16 protein-coding genes are annotated in these 15,562 nt (G+C 64.4%); 7 read left to right on the forward strand and 9 right to left on the reverse strand.

What is annotated here, in order from left to right; all coding sequences use genetic code 11:
* Positions 1-53 precede the first annotated feature (53 nt).
* The 4 genes from ATO9_RS17410 to yihA all read left to right on the forward strand — a co-directional run bounded on the left by ATO9_RS17410 (position 54) and on the right by yihA (position 4,981).
* Positions 54-1,601 carry a putative bifunctional diguanylate cyclase/phosphodiesterase gene (locus tag ATO9_RS17410; RefSeq protein ID WP_043752320.1) on the forward strand — a complete coding sequence of 516 codons (1,548 nt, stop codon included), beginning with the start codon at positions 54-56 and terminating at the stop codon, positions 1,599-1,601.
* A 127-nt stretch (positions 1,602-1,728) separates the two neighbouring features.
* The gene (yidC, locus tag ATO9_RS17415; protein WP_043752325.1) at positions 1,729-3,594 is read left to right on the forward strand and encodes a membrane protein insertase YidC; all 1,866 of its coding nucleotides are present in this window, start codon (positions 1,729-1,731) and stop codon (positions 3,592-3,594) included.
* A complete protein-coding gene (locus ATO9_RS17420; protein WP_043752328.1) occupies positions 3,591-4,331 on the forward strand; it encodes an MOSC domain-containing protein in 741 nt (246 codons plus the stop codon). The genes yidC and ATO9_RS17420 overlap by 4 nt, the downstream gene beginning before the upstream one ends.
* Positions 4,328-4,981 carry a ribosome biogenesis GTP-binding protein YihA/YsxC gene (gene yihA, locus ATO9_RS17425; RefSeq protein ID WP_043752332.1) on the forward strand — a complete coding sequence of 218 codons (654 nt, stop codon included), beginning with the start codon at positions 4,328-4,330 and terminating at the stop codon, positions 4,979-4,981. Before ATO9_RS17420 ends, yihA begins: the two co-directional genes overlap by 4 nt.
* A gap of 13 nt (positions 4,982-4,994) precedes the next feature.
* Here the strand turns inward: yihA and ATO9_RS17430 are convergent, their stop codons facing one another.
* Positions 4,995-5,573: an outer membrane beta-barrel protein gene (locus tag ATO9_RS17430; RefSeq protein WP_043752335.1), complete on the reverse strand. Its 579-nt coding sequence runs from the start codon at positions 5,571-5,573 to the stop codon at positions 4,995-4,997.
* A 175-nt stretch (positions 5,574-5,748) separates the two neighbouring features.
* Between ATO9_RS17430 and argB the strand changes: the two genes are divergently transcribed.
* Genes argB through ATO9_RS17445 form a run of 3 tightly spaced genes read left to right on the forward strand, consistent with a single transcriptional unit; the run spans position 5,749 to position 7,778 of the window.
* Positions 5,749-6,615 carry an acetylglutamate kinase gene (gene argB / locus ATO9_RS17435; protein WP_043752338.1) on the forward strand — a complete coding sequence of 289 codons (867 nt, stop codon included), beginning with the start codon at positions 5,749-5,751 and terminating at the stop codon, positions 6,613-6,615.
* 3 nt (positions 6,616-6,618) lie between these two features.
* Positions 6,619-7,266 carry a hypothetical protein gene (locus ATO9_RS17440; RefSeq protein ID WP_043752340.1) on the forward strand — a complete coding sequence of 216 codons (648 nt, stop codon included), beginning with the start codon at positions 6,619-6,621 and terminating at the stop codon, positions 7,264-7,266.
* 17 nt (positions 7,267-7,283) lie between these two features.
* Positions 7,284-7,778, forward strand: coding sequence for a SixA phosphatase family protein (locus ATO9_RS17445; RefSeq protein WP_043752342.1), 495 nt, complete (start codon positions 7,284-7,286; stop codon positions 7,776-7,778).
* Positions 7,779-7,942: 164 nt separating this feature from the next.
* Here ATO9_RS17445 and ATO9_RS17450 read toward each other — a convergent pair whose 3' ends face one another.
* From ATO9_RS17450 to crcB, 8 genes are all read right to left on the reverse strand, one after another.
* Positions 7,943-8,737: an amino acid ABC transporter ATP-binding protein gene (locus ATO9_RS17450; protein WP_043752345.1), complete on the reverse strand. Its 795-nt coding sequence runs from the start codon at positions 8,735-8,737 to the stop codon at positions 7,943-7,945.
* Positions 8,738-8,751: 14 nt separating this feature from the next.
* Complete coding sequence (locus ATO9_RS17455) at positions 8,752-10,056, reverse strand: amino acid ABC transporter permease (protein ID WP_043752347.1); 1,305 nt, start codon at positions 10,054-10,056, stop codon at positions 8,752-8,754.
* A gap of 1 nt (position 10,057) precedes the next feature.
* The gene (locus ATO9_RS17460; RefSeq protein WP_043752350.1) at positions 10,058-11,272 is read right to left on the reverse strand and encodes an amino acid ABC transporter permease; all 1,215 of its coding nucleotides are present in this window, start codon (positions 11,270-11,272) and stop codon (positions 10,058-10,060) included.
* Positions 11,273-11,402: 130 nt separating this feature from the next.
* Positions 11,403-12,422 (reverse strand): amino acid ABC transporter substrate-binding protein, encoded by a 1,020-nt coding sequence (locus ATO9_RS17465; protein ID WP_043752597.1) that lies wholly within the window; start codon positions 12,420-12,422, stop codon positions 11,403-11,405.
* 292 nt (positions 12,423-12,714) lie between these two features.
* The gene (locus ATO9_RS17470; RefSeq protein WP_043752352.1) at positions 12,715-13,431 is read right to left on the reverse strand and encodes an ATP12 family chaperone protein; all 717 of its coding nucleotides are present in this window, start codon (positions 13,429-13,431) and stop codon (positions 12,715-12,717) included.
* 12 nt (positions 13,432-13,443) lie between these two features.
* Entirely contained in the window at positions 13,444-14,112 is a 669-nt protein-coding gene (locus ATO9_RS17475; RefSeq protein ID WP_043752355.1) for an HAD-IA family hydrolase, read from the reverse strand.
* Between the two features lies 1 nt (position 14,113).
* Positions 14,114-15,157: an RluA family pseudouridine synthase gene (locus ATO9_RS17480; protein WP_043752359.1), complete on the reverse strand. Its 1,044-nt coding sequence runs from the start codon at positions 15,155-15,157 to the stop codon at positions 14,114-14,116.
* Positions 15,154-15,531 carry a fluoride efflux transporter CrcB gene (gene crcB / locus ATO9_RS17485; protein WP_043752362.1) on the reverse strand — a complete coding sequence of 126 codons (378 nt, stop codon included), beginning with the start codon at positions 15,529-15,531 and terminating at the stop codon, positions 15,154-15,156. Before crcB ends, ATO9_RS17480 begins: the two co-directional genes overlap by 4 nt.
* Between the last annotated feature and the right edge of the window lie 31 nt (positions 15,532-15,562).

Here is a 15,562-nt window from a genome sequence, read left to right on the forward strand (position 1 = left end):
CTGTTGAGCAAACGCCCCTAGGTTCGGCCCCGTGTCGCAACAAAGGGACGCGTATGCTGTCGCGGATCATGAACGGAACAGGGCTGTTGCAAACCCGGCTGAAGCGCCTGTTTTTCGGGCCACAGATGCTGGCTTTCCTGCCCGCGATGGCGCTTGGGGCCTTCTGGTTCGGCGGTGAGGGCTGGCTGATCGCCGTGACCCTCGGCCTGCCGGCTGTCTATGCGTTTCTGGGCGGGTTCGACCGCCCGCCCGCGCCGCCACCGCGCAGCTGTGACGGTGTCACGGGCCTGCCCCTCCGCGATGCCCTGCAGGCGACGCTGAACATGGCGCTGACCGGCACCCGCACGGGGCGCCGTGCGACCGCCTGTTACATGATTTCACTGGATGATTTCGACGTTGTGACGGACCGCTACGGGCGCATGGCCAGCGATCACATCCTGCAGAAAACGGCGGAACGGGTGCGATCGACCCTGCGCGACGACGACCTTGTCTGCCGGATCGGCTCTGACAGTTTCGGGATCGCCCTGGCACCGGTCGCGCATCTGGACATCGAAACCGCGATCCAGCTGGCCAGCCGCATGCAGATGGCCTGCGAGGAACCGGTGATCCTGGACAATACGGTGATCTATGTCTCGGCATCGGTCGGGTTCTGCCTGGGCTCTCGGACGCCGGAACAGACGGGACAGGCGCTGATGAACGCCGCCGCAACCGCCCTGGCCGAGGCGTCGCGCAACGCGCCCTCGGCGATCCGCTCCTATTCCGATGAAATGCGTCGCTCCGAACGCTCGCGCCATATCTTTGCCGACGAAGCTGCGGCGGCGCTGGAGAACGGGCAGATCCGGCCCTATTACCAGCCACAGATCTCGACCGATACGGGCCAGGTCACCGGGTTCGAGGCGCTGGCGCGCTGGATCCATCCGGATCGCGGGGAAATCTCGCCCGCCGATTTCCTGCCGATTCTCGAAAATGCCGGAAAACTCGCCCGCCTGGGAGAGATCATGCTGACCCGGTCGCTGTCGGCCTTGCGCAGCTGGGACGATGCGGGGCTGGATATTCCATGCGTCGGGGTGAATTTCTCGTCGGACGAGTTGCGCAATCCCAAGCTGATCGACAAGGTGAAATGGGAGCTCGACCGCTATGACCTGGCCCCGCACCGCCTGTCGGTGGAGGTGCTGGAAACCGTCGTTGCCGCCTCGCCCGAGGACGTGGTGTCGCGCAACGTGAACGGGCTGGCCAAGCTGGGATGCCGCATCGACCTGGATGATTTCGGCACCGGCCATGCCTCCATCTCCTCCATCCGGCGCTTCGCGGTGCAGCGGATCAAGATCGACCGGAGCTTTGTCATGAAGGTGGATCGCGACCCCGAGCAGCAGCGCATGGTCGCCGCGATCCTGACCATGGCGGAACGGCTGGGCCTGGAAACCCTGGCCGAGGGCGTGGAGACGCCGGGCGAACATGCGATGCTGGCGCAGCTGGGGTGCGGCCACGTGCAGGGCTTCGGACTGGGCCGCCCGATGGCCTTCGAGGCGACGGAGCCCTGGGTGCGCGACCATGTGTCGAAACTGCAGGCGCCGCCGCGGATCATCCGCCGCAGGCCTTGAAACCGGGGGTGGTGCGGGGCCGGGACGGTCGGGCCACGTCGCCGCGTTTTCCCGATCACCCCTTGACCTTTCCACCCTTCCTCTGTTGAACCGGCCTGACTTTCTACATGGCACGGGATCCCGTTTGATGGACGATCAGAACAAGAACCTCATCCTGGCAGTGGTGCTCAGCTTCGTCGTGATCTTCGGATGGTCGTTGCTCTTCCCCGCACCGGAGGTGGTCGAGGACCCGAACGCCCCGACAGAGACAAGCCAGACCGCCGAGGGCACCCCCGGCGTGCCGAGCGGTGACAGCGGCGCGCCCGGCGTGCCCGGCGAAGCGACCACCGGTACCACGGCCCCGTCGGCCGGCAACGCCCCCGCTGGCACCGCAACCGCCGATACCGCGGAACCCGCACCGCGCCTGACCATCGAAACCCCGCGCCTGGCCGGGTCGATCAACCTGCAGGGCGGCCGGATCGACGATCTGAAGCTGAAGGATTACCTGACCTCGCTGGATGCCGACGCCACCCGCGTGGCCGTGCTGAAACCCGAGGGGCAGGAGAACTCGTTCTACGCCACCTATGGCTGGGTGCCCGTCTCGGGCGTCGAGAGCGGCAACGTGCCCACCGATGCGACCGTCTGGTCCGCACCCGAAGGCGCAACGCTGACCTCGGAGACGCCGGTCACGCTGACCTGGGACAACGGCGCCGGTCTGATCTTCTCGCGCACGATCTCGGTCGACGAGGATTACATGTTCACCGTCGTGCAATCGGTCGAGAACACCACCGGCAGCGCGGTGGCTCTGCGCCCCTATGGCCTGCTGCGCCGCCATGGCGAACCGACCGACCTGAAGAACTTCTTCGTGCTGCATGAGGGCCTGATCCGCCTGTCGGACGGTGAGCTGCAGGAAGAAGATTACGGCAACATGGAAGATTTCGACGTCGACAGCCGCGAAGGCGTGCCCGCCGACCGGATCGAAGTCGCCGAAAGCGGCTGGATCGGCTATACCGACCATTACTGGATGTCGACGCTGATCCCCGACACCGGCACGCCGTTCCGGTCGACCGCGAAATACTACCCGCAGCGCAACATCTTCCAGGCCGATGCCGTTCTGCCGACCGTCGAGATCGCCGCCGGGTCCTCTGCCGCGTCGGAAACGCGCCTGTTTGCCGGCGCCAAGGAATGGGAAACCATCCGCAATTACGAGAATCAGCAGGACGTGACCCGTTTCCTGGACGCCATCGACTGGGGCTGGTTCTTCTTCCTGACCAAGCCGATCTTCGCCGTGCTGCACTGGCTGAACAGCCATATCGGCAACATGGGCTGGTCGATCATCGCCCTGACCGTGCTGCTGAAGATGCTGCTCTTCCCGCTGGCCTACAAATCCTACGCCTCCATGGCGAAGATGCGCGAGCTGCAGCCGGAGATGGAGAAGCTGAAGGAAAAGGCCGGCGACGACCGCCAGGCGATGCAGAAGGGCATGATGGAGCTCTACAAGAAGAACAAGGTCAACCCGGCCTCGGGCTGTCTGCCGATCCTGCTGCAGATCCCGATCTTCTTCTCGCTCTACAAGGTGATCTTCGTCACGCTGGAACTGCGCCACGCCCCCTGGGTCGGCTGGATCCGCGACCTGTCGGCACCTGACCCGTCCTCGATCCTGAACCTGTTCGGCCTGCTGTCCTTCGCACCGCCGTCGCCTGAAAGCTTCCTCGCGATCATCAGCCTCGGCGTGCTGCCGATCCTGCTGGGTGTCTCCATGTGGCTGCAGCAAAAGCTGAACCCGGCGCCCACGGACCCGACGCAGCAGATGATCTTTGCCTGGATGCCCTGGGTGTTCATGTTCATGCTGGGCACCTTCGCCAGCGGCCTGGTCATCTACTGGATCACCAACAACATGATCACCTTCGTCCAGCAATACGCGATCATGCGCAGCCATGGGTTCAAGCCGGATGTCTTCGGCAATATCCGCAAGAGCTTCAGCCGCAAGAAGACCGCGGAAGAGAAGAAGTGACGGCCCGCATCGCCGCGCTGTACCGCCACCCGATCAAGGCCATAGGCCGCGAAGAGGTGGATGAGGTCGACTTGATCGCCGGGCAGACCCTGCCCGGCGACCGTCGTTGGGCCGTGGCGCATGAGGCGGCGAAACTGCAGGACGGGGTCTGGAACCGCTGCGTGAACTTCATCCGCGGCGCGTCCTCTCCCAAGCTGATGGCGGTGACCCTGCGGACGGAGGGCGACCGGCTGCACCTGACCCATCCCGACCGCCCCGACCTGTTCATCGATACGGCCACCGACGAAGAGCGCCTGATCCGCTGGGTCGCGCCCCTGGTGGCAGAGGGGCGCGCCGCCCCGACCGCCCTGGTCCCGGCCCCGGCCGACCGCGGCCTGACCGATACGCCGGATGCGACGATCTCCCTGGCCAGCCTCGCCTCTCATCAGGCGGTGGCCGACAAGGCCGCGGCCCCGTTCGAGGTGCACCGCTGGCGCTGCAACATCTTCGTCGACGGCCTGACCGCCTGGGAGGAGTTCGACTGGGTCGACCGGACGATCCGCCTGGGCGAGGCCGAGGCACGTGTGGCCTTTCGCATCGATCGCTGCATGGCCACGACCGCAAACACCGATACCGGAGAGCGTGACGTCCCGACGCTGGAGATTCTCGACGGGTTCGGTCACCAGGATTTCTCGGTCGCGCTGGTCGTGACCAAGGGCGGCGCCCTGCGCGTCGGAGACGAGGTAGCCCCGCTATGACCCCCCTGCCCTTTCCCATTGTCGAAGAACCCGACCAGGCGGCCGCCGAGGCGGGACGCAAGCTGTTTGCCGGCGAGACCGAGTTCGTCAAGGGCGTGGTCGCCATGTCCGGCCTGCCGCCTGCCGACCGGATCGAGGTCTGCTTTGCGGGCCGGTCGAATGTGGGGAAGTCCAGCCTGATCAATGCGCTGACCGGTCACAAGAACCTGGCTCGCGCCTCGAACACGCCGGGCCGCACGCAAGAGATCAACTTCTTCACCATGGGCAATCACGGTTACCTGGTCGACCTGCCCGGCTATGGCTTTGCCAATGCGCCGCTGCCGGTGGTCGAGAAATGGCAACGCCTGCTCAAGCAATATCTGAGCGGCCGCCAGACCCTGCGCCGCGCCTTCGTGCTGATAGACGCGCGCCACGGGGTAAAGAGTGTCGACGAAGAGATCATGTCGCTTCTCGACAGCGCCGCGGTGACCTTTCAGGCGGTGCTGACGAAAACCGACAAGGTGCGGAAATCGGACCTGGAAAAGAGCCTCGACATCTCGCGCAAGGCGCTGTCGAAACATCCCGCCGCCTTCCCCGAACTGGTTCTCACCTCGTCCGAGAAGGGCGACGGGATCGCAACCCTGCGATCCATCATCGCAGGGTTGGAGTGACGCTTCAGACGTCTCAGAAGCGGTAGCTGACGCGCGCTTCGAACGTGTTGCCGGTCAGGTCGGAGCCGGACCCCGCGAAATTGTCGTAGTGGTTGTAGAGGTATTCTGCACCCACGGACACGTTGTTGGAAAGCTTGTAGTCCATGCCGACGCCCGCGACATAGCCGGTGTCGTCACCGATCGCGCTGTCTGCATAGCCCACACCGGCGGTCCCGTAGATCAGCGCCGGGCCGGCATCGTAGCCAACGCGCGCCTTCAGGCGGGCCATGTTGTCCAGGGACGTGCCACCGACGCTGATGTCGTTGCCGACATACTGCGCTTCGCCGCCCAGCGTGTAGGAACCGAAATCGTAGTCGTAACCGGCGAACAGGCCACCGGTCATGCCATCGCCGGATGCGGCGCCGGATTCGTAGTCACCATAGCCCAGCGAGCCACCGAAATAGCCACCGGTCCAATCGCCGATCGTCATGACGGGGGTGACGGGGGTGGCAATCACCGGGTCTTCCGGCGCGGCGACGGGGGTGCCTGCCATGGCGGCACCGGCGGTCACGGTGAGGGCGGTCCCGAGAAGTACGGTCTTGATACGGGTCATGTGCTTATCTCCTTGCTCGTTGTTTGACGCCCGAGGCGCCTGTGATTGCACAACGCGACACATGGGGCATGGGTCCGAGACAAGCAAAACCTGTGGCGGAAATGTGCCATTCCCGCTCTTGGCACGGGCGGGACTTGGCCGTATCACGGTGCCTGACCCTTGAGTTTCCGGAACCATGAAGAAACAAGACGCCATGAATCGCGACTGGATCGCCACCGCCCGCACGCTCAACCAGGCGCTGCCCTATCTGCAACGTTACGAAGGCGCCATCGTGGTGGTGAAATTCGGTGGCCACGCCATGGGCGACGACGAGGCGATGGAGACCTTCGCCCGCGATATCGTGCTGATGCGCCAGGTCGGGGTGAACCCTGTGATCGTTCATGGCGGCGGCCCGATGATCAACGAGATGCTGGAGCGTCTCCAGATCAAGTCGGATTTCGTGAACGGCAAGCGGGTGACCGACCAGGCCACCGTCGAAGTCGTCGAAATGGTCCTGTCGGGCCGCGTCAACAAGCGGATCGTCCAGGCCATCAACGATGCCGGCGGCAAGGGCGTCGGCCTGTCGGGCAAGGATGCCAAGCTGATGATCTGCGAAGCCGACAATCCCGAGCTTGGCCTCGTGGGCACACCGGTCGAGCTGGACACGACCATCCTGCACGCGATGTTCCAGGCCGATATCATCCCCGTCATCGCACCGCTCGGCATGGGCCGGGATGGCGAGACCTACAATATCAACGGCGACACGGCGGCGGGCGCCATTGCCGGCGCACTCAAGGCCGACCGGCTGCTGCTGCTGACCGACGTGGCCGGCGTCAAGAACGCCGAGGGCGACGTGGTCACCGAATTGCGCGCCGCCCAGATCCGCCAGATGACCGCCGATGGCGTCATCGCAGGCGGCATGATCCCCAAGACGGAAACCGCGCTGGACGCGATCGACCGGGGCGTGCGCGCGGTGGTCATCCTGGACGGGCGCGCGCCGAACGCGACCCTGCTCGAGCTGTTCACCGATCACGGCGCCGGGTCGCTGATCCGGGCGGACTGATCCATGCCGGGGCTGGCGGCGCTGCAGGATGCGGCCCGGGCCCGGCACCTGTCGATCACAGCCGTGCTGCAGGGGCCGCGCGACGACCTGCCCGATGGCTGCCAGACCCTTCTGATGCTGTCCCCGGACGAACCTGCCTTCTGGCCGGCCTTCACCGACAGCCCCGAATATTGCGACGGCGCCCCCGATCCGATGGATCGCTGGTCGCTGCGGGTCATCACGGCCTGGGCCGCCGAACTGGATGCCCGGCCGGTCTTTCCCTTCGGCGGGCCGCCCTTTCAGCCCTTCATCGCCTGGGCGCTCGCCTCTGGCTTTGCCGCCTCCTCCCCGGTCGGGATGATGGTGCATGCGCAGGCCGGGCTCTACCTGTCCTTCCGCGGCGCGCTGGCCATGTCCGTGCGGGTCGACGCGCCGGCGCCCCCGCTCTCCCCCTGTGACAGCTGCGCGGACAAGCCCTGCCTCACCGCCTGCCCGGTGACCGCCCTGGGCCCGGGCGGCTACGACGTTCCCGCCTGCAAGGGCTACCTGGTCACGGATGCGGGGCAGGATTGCATGTCGCGCGGCTGCGCTGCACGTCGGGCTTGCCCTGCGGGCCAGGATCATGGAAGACTTTCCTCGCATTCAGCATTTCATATGATCCATTTTCTCTAGTCGGACGTTTCACTTACATGACAAAGCGCCTTGTCCTGATGCGCCATGCCAAATCGAGCTGGGATGACCTCAACCTCGAAGATCACGCACGCCCGCTGAACGCGCGGGGCCGCAAGGCCGCCCGCGCCATCGGTGCGTGGCTGACGTCTCTCGATATCGCGCCAGACATGATCCTGTGCTCCGACGCCGTGCGTACGCAGGAAACCCATCAACGGCTGAAGATGGATGGCCCGGTCCACATGCGGCCCGATCTGTACCTGGCCAGCCTCGACCGTATCCTCACCGTCCTGCAAGGCGCCGAGGGCGACACGGTCATGCTCATCGGCCACAATCCCGGCATTGGCGAATTCGCCAATCGGCTGGTCATGTCGCCGCCGCCCCATGGCCGCTTCGTCGATTACCCGACCGGCGCCACCCTGGTGGCCGACCTGCCGATCGACGATTGGAGCGCCGCCCATTTCGGAACCGGCCGGGTGGTGAACTTCCTCACCCCGCGCGAACTGACCGGCTGATCCCCCGCGCCACGCCGGGTGGCCGGGCGCATCCCCGGCTTCATCTTGCCCAAAATACTCTCGCCGAAGGCACCGGGCGCAGCCCGGTCATGGCACGACACGAAAAAGGGCGCGCCACATCAGCGGCGCGCCCCACCCGGTCCGGAGACCGGCATGTGAAAGGATCAATGCCCGAGGATCTGCGACAGGAACAGCTTGGTCCGGTCGGATTGCGGGTTGTTGAAGAAGGCCTCGGGTTCGTTCTGTTCCACGATCTGGCCCTGGTCCATGAAGATCACGCGGTTGGCGACCTGGCGGGCAAAGCCCATCTCGTGCGTCACGCAGAGCATGGTCATGCCTTCCTGGGCGAGCTCGATCATGGTGTCGAGCACCTCCTTGATCATCTCGGGGTCGAGCGCGGAGGTCGGTTCGTCGAACAGCATGATCCGCGGCTTCATGCAGAGCGAGCGGGCGATCGCCACACGCTGCTGCTGACCGCCCGAAAGCTGGCCGGGATACTTGTTGGCCTGGTCGGGGATTTTCACCTTTTCCAGGAAATGCATCGCCGTTTCCTCGGCTTCCTTCTTGGGCGTCTTGCGGACCCAGATCGGCGCGAGGGTGCAGTTCTCGAGAATCGTCAGATGCGGGAAGAGGTTGAAGTGCTGAAAGCACATGCCGACCTCGGACCGGATTTTGTCGATGTTCTTGAGGTCCGAGGACAGCTTGGTCCCGTCGACCTCGATCGACCCCTTCTGATGCTCTTCCAGCGCGTTGATGCAGCGGATCAGGGTGGATTTGCCGGACCCCGAGGGGCCACAAATCACGATCCGTTCCCCGCGATAGACCGTCAGGTCGATATCACGCAGGACGTGGAAGGTTCCGTACCATTTGTTCATGTTCCGGATGTCGATGGCGACTTCGTCCGAGACCTTCATCTGCTCGGGGTTGACGGACGAAATATCGGTTGCGGTATCGGTCATGACCGTCCCTTTCCTTAGCGTGAATGTCCGGTGTTGAGCTGACGCTCAAGCCACTGGGAATATTGCGAGATGCCGTAGCAGACGACGAAGAACAGGAGTGCTGCGAACAGGAAGAGTTCCCAGTAGACGCCGTTCCAGTCGGTCGAGGCCAGGATCGGTCCGCGGATCATGCCGACCATGTCGAACATCGAGATGACCGAGACCAGCGTGGTGTCCTTGAACAGACCCACGGCCACGTTCACAATGCCCGGGATGGAGATCTTCAGTGCCTGCGGCAGGATGATCAGGCGCATCGCCTGGGCGTAATCCAGCCCCAGCGAATCCGCCGCCTCGTACTGGCCTTTCGGCAGTGCGGCGAGGCCACCCCGGATCACCTCTGCGATATAGGCAGAGGCGAACATGGTGATCATGATGATCACCCGCAGGATCAGGTCGAAGGTCGTGCCCGGCGGCAGGAAGTAGGCCAGGACCACGTTCGCCACGAAGAGCAGCGTGATCAGCGGCACGCCGCGGATGAACTCGATGAAGATCACGCAGATCCACTTGATCAGCGGCATCTGGCTGCGACGTCCAAGCGCCAGCAGGATACCGATGGGCAGCGACAGCGAGATACACACCGTGCCGAGGATCAGGTTCAGCATGAAGCCGCCCATGTCCCGCGACGGAACCGCCGGCAGGTCGATCGGAATGATCCGCGACAGGTCAGGCGTGATGAACCCCGACACCCACCAGAAGGCGAAGGCCGCGATCACACCCCCGAAGAACCCCATGGCAAAGCTTTGCTTTTCCAGTTTCTTGAAGGCGAAATAGCCCGCGACGAAGCCAAGCAGCGCGAAGACCGGCACCCAGATCGACCCGCCCCAGATCAGGAAGAAGGCGATGAAGGGATAGAGGCCGGTGAAGATCAGCATCTTGCGCGGCAGCTTCGAGAACAGGACCGGCGCCGCCGCGACCAGCAGCAGCAGGAAGGCCAGGAAGGGCCGCCAGTATTCTTCGCTCGGGTACTGGAAGCCGAAGATCAGCTGGTTCCAGCGTTCCGCGATCACCGCGAAACAGGCGCCGCTGGTGCCGTCGAGGATCTCGCGACACTGGCTGAGGTTCTCGGCGTCCCACACCCCGTTGAGGAGCCAGGGCAGCGAGAAGGAGGCGAACCAGTAGATCGCGAGGATCCCCAGGATCGTCATGATCGCGTTGGCGGTGGAGGAGAACAGGTTCTCCCGCATCCACTTGAAGGCCCCGGTTTCCGCCGCGGGCGGCGGCGAGGGCGGGATTTGCGTCTTCTGGACGAAGCCGACGGATTGCGCATGTGTATCGGACATCTCAGCGCTCCTTCAGCTGCATGCGGGAATTGTAGACGTTCATCACCGCCGAAATGGTCAGCGAGATCGCGAGGTAGAACAGCATCAGCAGCAGGATGCATTCGATGGCCCGGCCGGTCTGGTTCAGCGTGATGCCGCCCAGGGTGCCCGTCAGGTCCATGTAACCCACGGCAATCGCGAGAGAGCTGTTCTTGGTCAGGTTCAGATATTGCGAGATGACCGGCGGGATGACGATGCGCAGTGCCTGGGGCAGGACCACGAGGTTCATGATGCGGCCCGGACGCATGCCGAGAGAGGCCGCGGCCTCTGTCTGGCCATGGCTCACGGCCTGGATGCCCGCACGGACGTTTTCCGCGATGAAGGCGCCGGTATAGATCGCCAGGGCGAACCACAGTGCGATCAGCGAGCCGCGGATCTGCGTGCCGCCCTGGAAGTTGAACCCGCGCAGCGCCGGCAGATCGAGAGAGATCGGCTGGCCCATAATGAAGTAGACTAGGAGGGTCGGGATGAACAGGATCGCCAGGCTCGGCCAGCCGCGCGGCAGCAGTTTGCCGGTATCGTACAGCAGCTTGGTCGTGTAGCGCCGATAGGCGAAGACCGCGATCACCGAGGCGATGAACACGCCGACTACGATACCGGAGCCCGCTTCCCAGATCGGGCGGGGAATGTAGATGCCGCGATTGGTGAAGGCGAAGGCGCCAAACAGCATGGAACTGTCGGGATCATCGCCGCGGAACGCGCTTGGCGGCGGCAGGGCCGCGGTCATCACGAAGAAGATGATGAGGATCCAGATCAGCACGGGGACGTTCCGGAACGCCTCGACATAGACCATCATCAGTTTCCGGATGATCCAGTTCTTGGACAGGCGCAGAACGCCAGCCGTGACGCCAAGGATCGTGGCGGTGATGCAGCCCAGGAACGCAACGATCAGGGTGTTCAGCACCCCGATGATCGTGGCCCGCATATGCGTGGACTGGCTGGTATATTCGATGGGCTTCTGGTTGATGTCGTAACCCGACGGTTCCCCGAGGAATTCGTAGGAAATGTCCTGCCCCAGCAATGCGAGGTTACGCATCAGGTTCCAGCCGAGGAAGCCAATGGCGCCTGCCAGCAGGATCAGGGCGATGAATTGAAACGTCATGGACCGATAGCGGGTATCGTTCAACAGCATGGATAGCCGGAACGACTCCGATGGCGGGTCGGAAATGGTCGTCATTGTATGTTCCCCGTTATCCGGCCTGTTCTTGGATGCGTCTTCGCGCTTTGGCCGGTCATTCCTGCCCCGTTTCTACGGAGCCAAGATGTGAGAAGGGCGCGGTCATTGCCGCGCCCTTCCCCGTCGTCCCTTAGCGGAACGGCGGTGCGTAGAGCAGGCCGCCTTCGGTCCACTGAGCGTTCAGGCCACGGGCCAGACCGATCGGAGTGGATTCGCCGATATTGGCTTCGAAAACTTCGCCGTAGTTGCCGATGTTCTCGATGATCATCTTCGCCCAGCCGGCGTCCAGGCCGAGCATTTCGCCCAGGTTGCCTTCGGTGCCGAGCAGACGGTTGATTTCCGGGTTGTCGCCGGCTTCCATCGACATTTCGCCGACATTGGCCGAGGTCACGCCCAGTTCTTCTGCCGCGACCATCGCGTTCAGGGACCAGCGGACCACGTCACCCCATTCGCTGTCGCCGTGGCGAACGAGCGGGCCCAGCGGCTCCTTGGAGATGATTTCCGGCAGGATCACGTGATCGCCGGGTGCTTCGAAGGTCGCACGGGTTGCGGCCAGGCCGGAGGCGTCCGTCGTGTAGACGTCGCAGGCACCTGCCAGGTACTGCTGCTGTGCTTCGGCGTTGGTTTCGATCGGCACCGGCTCGTAGCTGATGTTGTTGACGCGGAAGTAGTCCGCCAGGTTCAGCTCGGTCGTGGTACCGGTCTGGATGCAGACGGTCGCGCCGTCCAGTTCCTTGGCCGAGGACACGCCCAGGGCTTTCGGGATCATGAAGCCCTGACCATCGTAGTAGTTCACGCCGACGAAGGTGAACTTGAGGTCCACATCGCGCGAGAAGGTCCAGGTGGTGTTACGGGCCAGCATGTCGATTTCGCCGGAGGCCAGCGCGGTGAAACGCGTCTTGCCGGTGGTCGGAACGAATTCGACAGCATTCGGATCGCCGAGAACGGCGGTGGCGACGGCACGGCAGACGGCAACGTCGAAGCCTTCCCATTCGCCATCGGCGTCGGGGGCGGCAAAACCGACGAGACCGGTGGACACGCCGCAGTTCAGCGTGCCGCGGGCCTTGACGTCATCCAGCGTGGCTGCGGCGGATGCGCCTGCGGCCAGACCGGCTACGGTCAGCGCGCCAAAGAAAACAGATTTGTTCATGTTTACCTCTTCCTGATTTTCCGCTTGTTGATAGCGGTTCATACGGCCCCCCCTAAGGGACCGGCGGAGATACCGGTGGGTTCTCCCCCCTCCAGCATGCGGGGAGTTTGGAGGGATTCATTCCAAACGGTCAAGGGTCACATCATCAAAAACGCACGATCCATGGCTAACTTAAGGGCATTTTGCTGCCCAGAAAGGCGGCACTGAACCATTTGGTCAAAAGCAACAAAAAAGCACAAAGACGGCCCCCGAGAGCCCTTGTTCCTTTTCGCTTTGTGACGTGCAGGCCGGATCAGTCGCCAATCGTGACAGAATCAAAGAATCGTTTCGCATTCAGAAACGATGCCTTTTTGAGCGCCGCATGCGCCTCGGCCTCTTCATCCTTGCCCCAGAGTTTGGCCTGCCAGATCTCGTCCAGCCGGGAATGATCCCAAAGCTGTTCGATGGGCTGCGCGTCGCGGGTCGCGGCAAAGCCGATGACAAGCGACCCGGACAGGCTGACCAGGTCGGAAAAGGCCGCCAGTTGAAAGGCATCGAGGGCATGGACCTCGCGCCGCAGGCGGGCCACGGCCTCGGGGTCCTGGGGCGCGTGGATGACGCCGGTGCGCGGTTCAAGCCGGGCGCCGTAGGTGTCGGCAGCCCAGTCCAGCAGCGGATCCCAGGCGGCGGCCTGTTGATCGACCAGCTCCACCGGGGCATCGGCGCGGTAGCACAGCAGGTCGCTGTCACCATATTCAGCCAACATGTCCGCGACCTCGGCATGCTGTGGCACGACCTTGTCGATGGCGGCATTGGCGCCACGGGTCGCGGGCATGGTGCCGGGATCGACCTGGTCTTCCTGCGCATCCCATTCGGCGGCCACCAACTCGGCCAGTTGCCGCGAGGGCATGATGAGCGCCGCCTTGGCGGGCGTGCGCACGGGGCGACCGTCCAGCTGAACGGTATAGCCCGTCTCAGCCTCGGTCACGGCAGTGGTTTTCCAGAACCGCTTGGGTTTCCAGTCGCTCATTGCGGCCTCCTGTCAGTTTCCGATCACCTGGTCGATCGCGGCGGGCAGGTCCGCGGCGTCGGTGACCATGGCGCGGGCGCCGGTCAGCGCCGCTGGGGCGTGATAGCCCCAGCTGACGCCGATAAAGGGAATACCCGCCGAGTGCGCCATCTGCATATCGTAGGTCGTGTCGCCGATCATCACGGCGCGCGCGGTCTCTACCCCGGTTTCGGCCAGCGCGGTCATCAGCATCGAGGGATGGGGTTTCGACGGGTGGTCATCGGCGACCTGCACCGTCTGGAACAGCCCCGTCCATCCGTGATTGTCCAGCAGCGCATCGAGCCCCCGGCGCGATTTGCCCGTGGCGATGCCCAGCAGCGTATGATCCTGGGTCGACAGGCTTTCGACCACCGCACCGATGCCGGGATATAGCGGGCTGGATTCGGCCCCGCCCGCCTTGCGCAGACGCTGGTATTCTTCCTTGTAGGCCGCCACGAGCCGGTCGCGGGTGGCAACCGGCGTTTCCGGGGCCAGCCGGTGCATGGCCTGATCCAGCGACAGACCGACGATGGCCAGCAGCTCCGCCCGCAATGGCAAGGTCAGTTCGACCGCATCGAAGGCGGCGGTCATGGAGGCCACGATATCGCCCTGGCTGTCGACCAGCGTGCCGTCGACATCGAAGATCACGAGACGCGGGGTCATGTCAGTGCAGCTCCGCGAAGGGATCGTCGGCGGCGATATCCTCGGCCCAGCCCAACGTTTCCCAGCTGTCGGCCATATGCGGCGGCAGGGGCGCGGTGATGGTGATGGGCTTGCGCGTGACGGGATGTTCGAAGGTCATGGACCGGGCATGCAGGTGCAGTTTCTTCGAGATGATACCGCCCAGCTGCGCGCCCCAGCCATCGCCAAGATTTTCCTGACCCGACCCGCCATACTTGCCGTCACCGATGATCGGATGCCCGATCTCGGCCATATGCGCCCGAAGCTGGTGAGTGCGGCCCGTCAGCGGCTCCATCGCGACCCAGGAGGCGCGGCTGGCCACCCGGTAGAGCGTGGCATAGAGCGTATGCGCGCGTTTCGCGCCGGGCGTCGCGTCGATCTCGCGCGGGTGGATGGCGATCATCTTTTCGCCCTCCCCGCCCTTGCCGTGGCCGCCCGCCTTGACCAGCCCGTAGCGGATTTCGCCCAGGTAGGGGGTCGGCACGCCGGCGACGAGCGCCCAGTAGATCTTGCGCGTTTCCTTGTGCCGCAGCGCCGCCGTCAGATGCTGGGCCGCGGCACGGTTGCGCGCCAGCAGAAGGACACCCGAAGTATCCTTGTCCAGCCGGTGCACCAGCTTGGGCTTTTCGTCGAGGTCGAATTTCAAAGCCTCGGCCAGGCCATCCACGTGCTTGGTCTGCTTGCTGCCGCCCTGGGTGGGCAGGCCCGGCGGCTTGTTCAACGCGATGACGTCGTCATCCTTGTAGATCACGCAATCGCGGATCATCCGGGCATCGGCCTCGGACACCTTGGGCTGCGCCTCGGGCGGCGGGGCGGCGGTGTCGGGGATCGGCGGCACGCGCACGACCTGCCCGGCCTCGAGCCGCACATTGGATTTGACCCGCCCCTTGTCGACCCGCAGATCGCCCTTGCGGCACATCTTCTCGATGCGGCCCTGGGTCAGCTGCGGAAAGGTCCGGCGCAGCCAGCGGTCCAGCCGCTGATCCGCATCCTCGGCCGGGACGGTGATATGTTGAACGCCGCTCATTGTGCGAAACTCCGTGCAAGGAGAAGCCCGGCCACCAGCGCCGCCAGGGACAGGCAGACAGAGGCCGCGACATAGGCGATGGCCGTGCCCGCCTGGCCGCGTTCCCAGATCGTCACCGCGTCCAGCGAAAAGGCCGAAAAGGTCGTGAAGCCGCCCAGAAGCCCGGTCAACAGGAACGGCGCAAACCGGTTCTGGCCCAGATGCGCCAGCCCCACCACGATCGCGCCCATGATGAAGGAACCGACCACGTTCACGGTCAGCGTGCCCCAGGGAAAACCCGGGCCGATCAGGCGGATGGCCGCAAGGCCGGTGAGATAGCGCGCCGAGGCACCGATGGCACCGCCAAGCGCGACCTGGAGGAGGGTCGGGATCATGATCGGGTCATGGCGTCAGAAGCGGGGGGAG

The organism is Pseudooceanicola atlanticus, from assembly GCF_000768315.1.
Classification (GTDB): Bacteria; Pseudomonadota; Alphaproteobacteria; order Rhodobacterales; family Rhodobacteraceae; genus Pseudooceanicola; species Pseudooceanicola atlanticus.

Excerpts from the sequence above, each read along its gene's own strand:
- ATO9_RS17470 (WP_043752352.1), bottom strand. The coding sequence starts at position 13,431 with ATGAGCGACTGGAAACCCAAGCGGTTCTGGAAAACCACTGCCGTGACC.
- ATO9_RS17475 (WP_043752355.1), bottom strand. The coding sequence starts at position 14,112 with ATGACCCCGCGTCTCGTGATCTTCGATGTCGACGGCACGCTGGTCGAC.
- ATO9_RS17410 (WP_043752320.1), top strand. The coding sequence starts at position 54 with ATGCTGTCGCGGATCATGAACGGAACAGGGCTGTTGCAAACCCGGCTG.
- ATO9_RS17430 (WP_043752335.1), bottom strand. The coding sequence starts at position 5,573 with ATGACCCGTATCAAGACCGTACTTCTCGGGACCGCCCTCACCGTGACC.
- ATO9_RS17460 (WP_043752350.1), bottom strand. The coding sequence starts at position 11,272 with ATGACGACCATTTCCGACCCGCCATCGGAGTCGTTCCGGCTATCCATG.
- ATO9_RS17450 (WP_043752345.1), bottom strand. The coding sequence starts at position 8,737 with ATGACCGATACCGCAACCGATATTTCGTCCGTCAACCCCGAGCAGATG.
- argB (WP_043752338.1), top strand. The coding sequence starts at position 5,749 with ATGAAGAAACAAGACGCCATGAATCGCGACTGGATCGCCACCGCCCGC.
- yidC (WP_043752325.1), top strand. The coding sequence starts at position 1,729 with ATGGACGATCAGAACAAGAACCTCATCCTGGCAGTGGTGCTCAGCTTC.
- crcB (WP_043752362.1), bottom strand. The coding sequence starts at position 15,531 with ATGATCCCGACCCTCCTCCAGGTCGCGCTTGGCGGTGCCATCGGTGCC.
- ATO9_RS17480 (WP_043752359.1), bottom strand. The coding sequence starts at position 15,157 with ATGAGCGGCGTTCAACATATCACCGTCCCGGCCGAGGATGCGGATCAG.
- ATO9_RS17465 (WP_043752597.1), bottom strand. The coding sequence starts at position 12,422 with ATGAACAAATCTGTTTTCTTTGGCGCGCTGACCGTAGCCGGTCTGGCC.
- ATO9_RS17455 (WP_043752347.1), bottom strand. The coding sequence starts at position 10,056 with ATGTCCGATACACATGCGCAATCCGTCGGCTTCGTCCAGAAGACGCAA.
- yihA (WP_043752332.1), top strand. The coding sequence starts at position 4,328 with ATGACCCCCCTGCCCTTTCCCATTGTCGAAGAACCCGACCAGGCGGCC.
- ATO9_RS17445 (WP_043752342.1), top strand. The coding sequence starts at position 7,284 with ATGACAAAGCGCCTTGTCCTGATGCGCCATGCCAAATCGAGCTGGGAT.
- ATO9_RS17440 (WP_043752340.1), top strand. The coding sequence starts at position 6,619 with ATGCCGGGGCTGGCGGCGCTGCAGGATGCGGCCCGGGCCCGGCACCTG.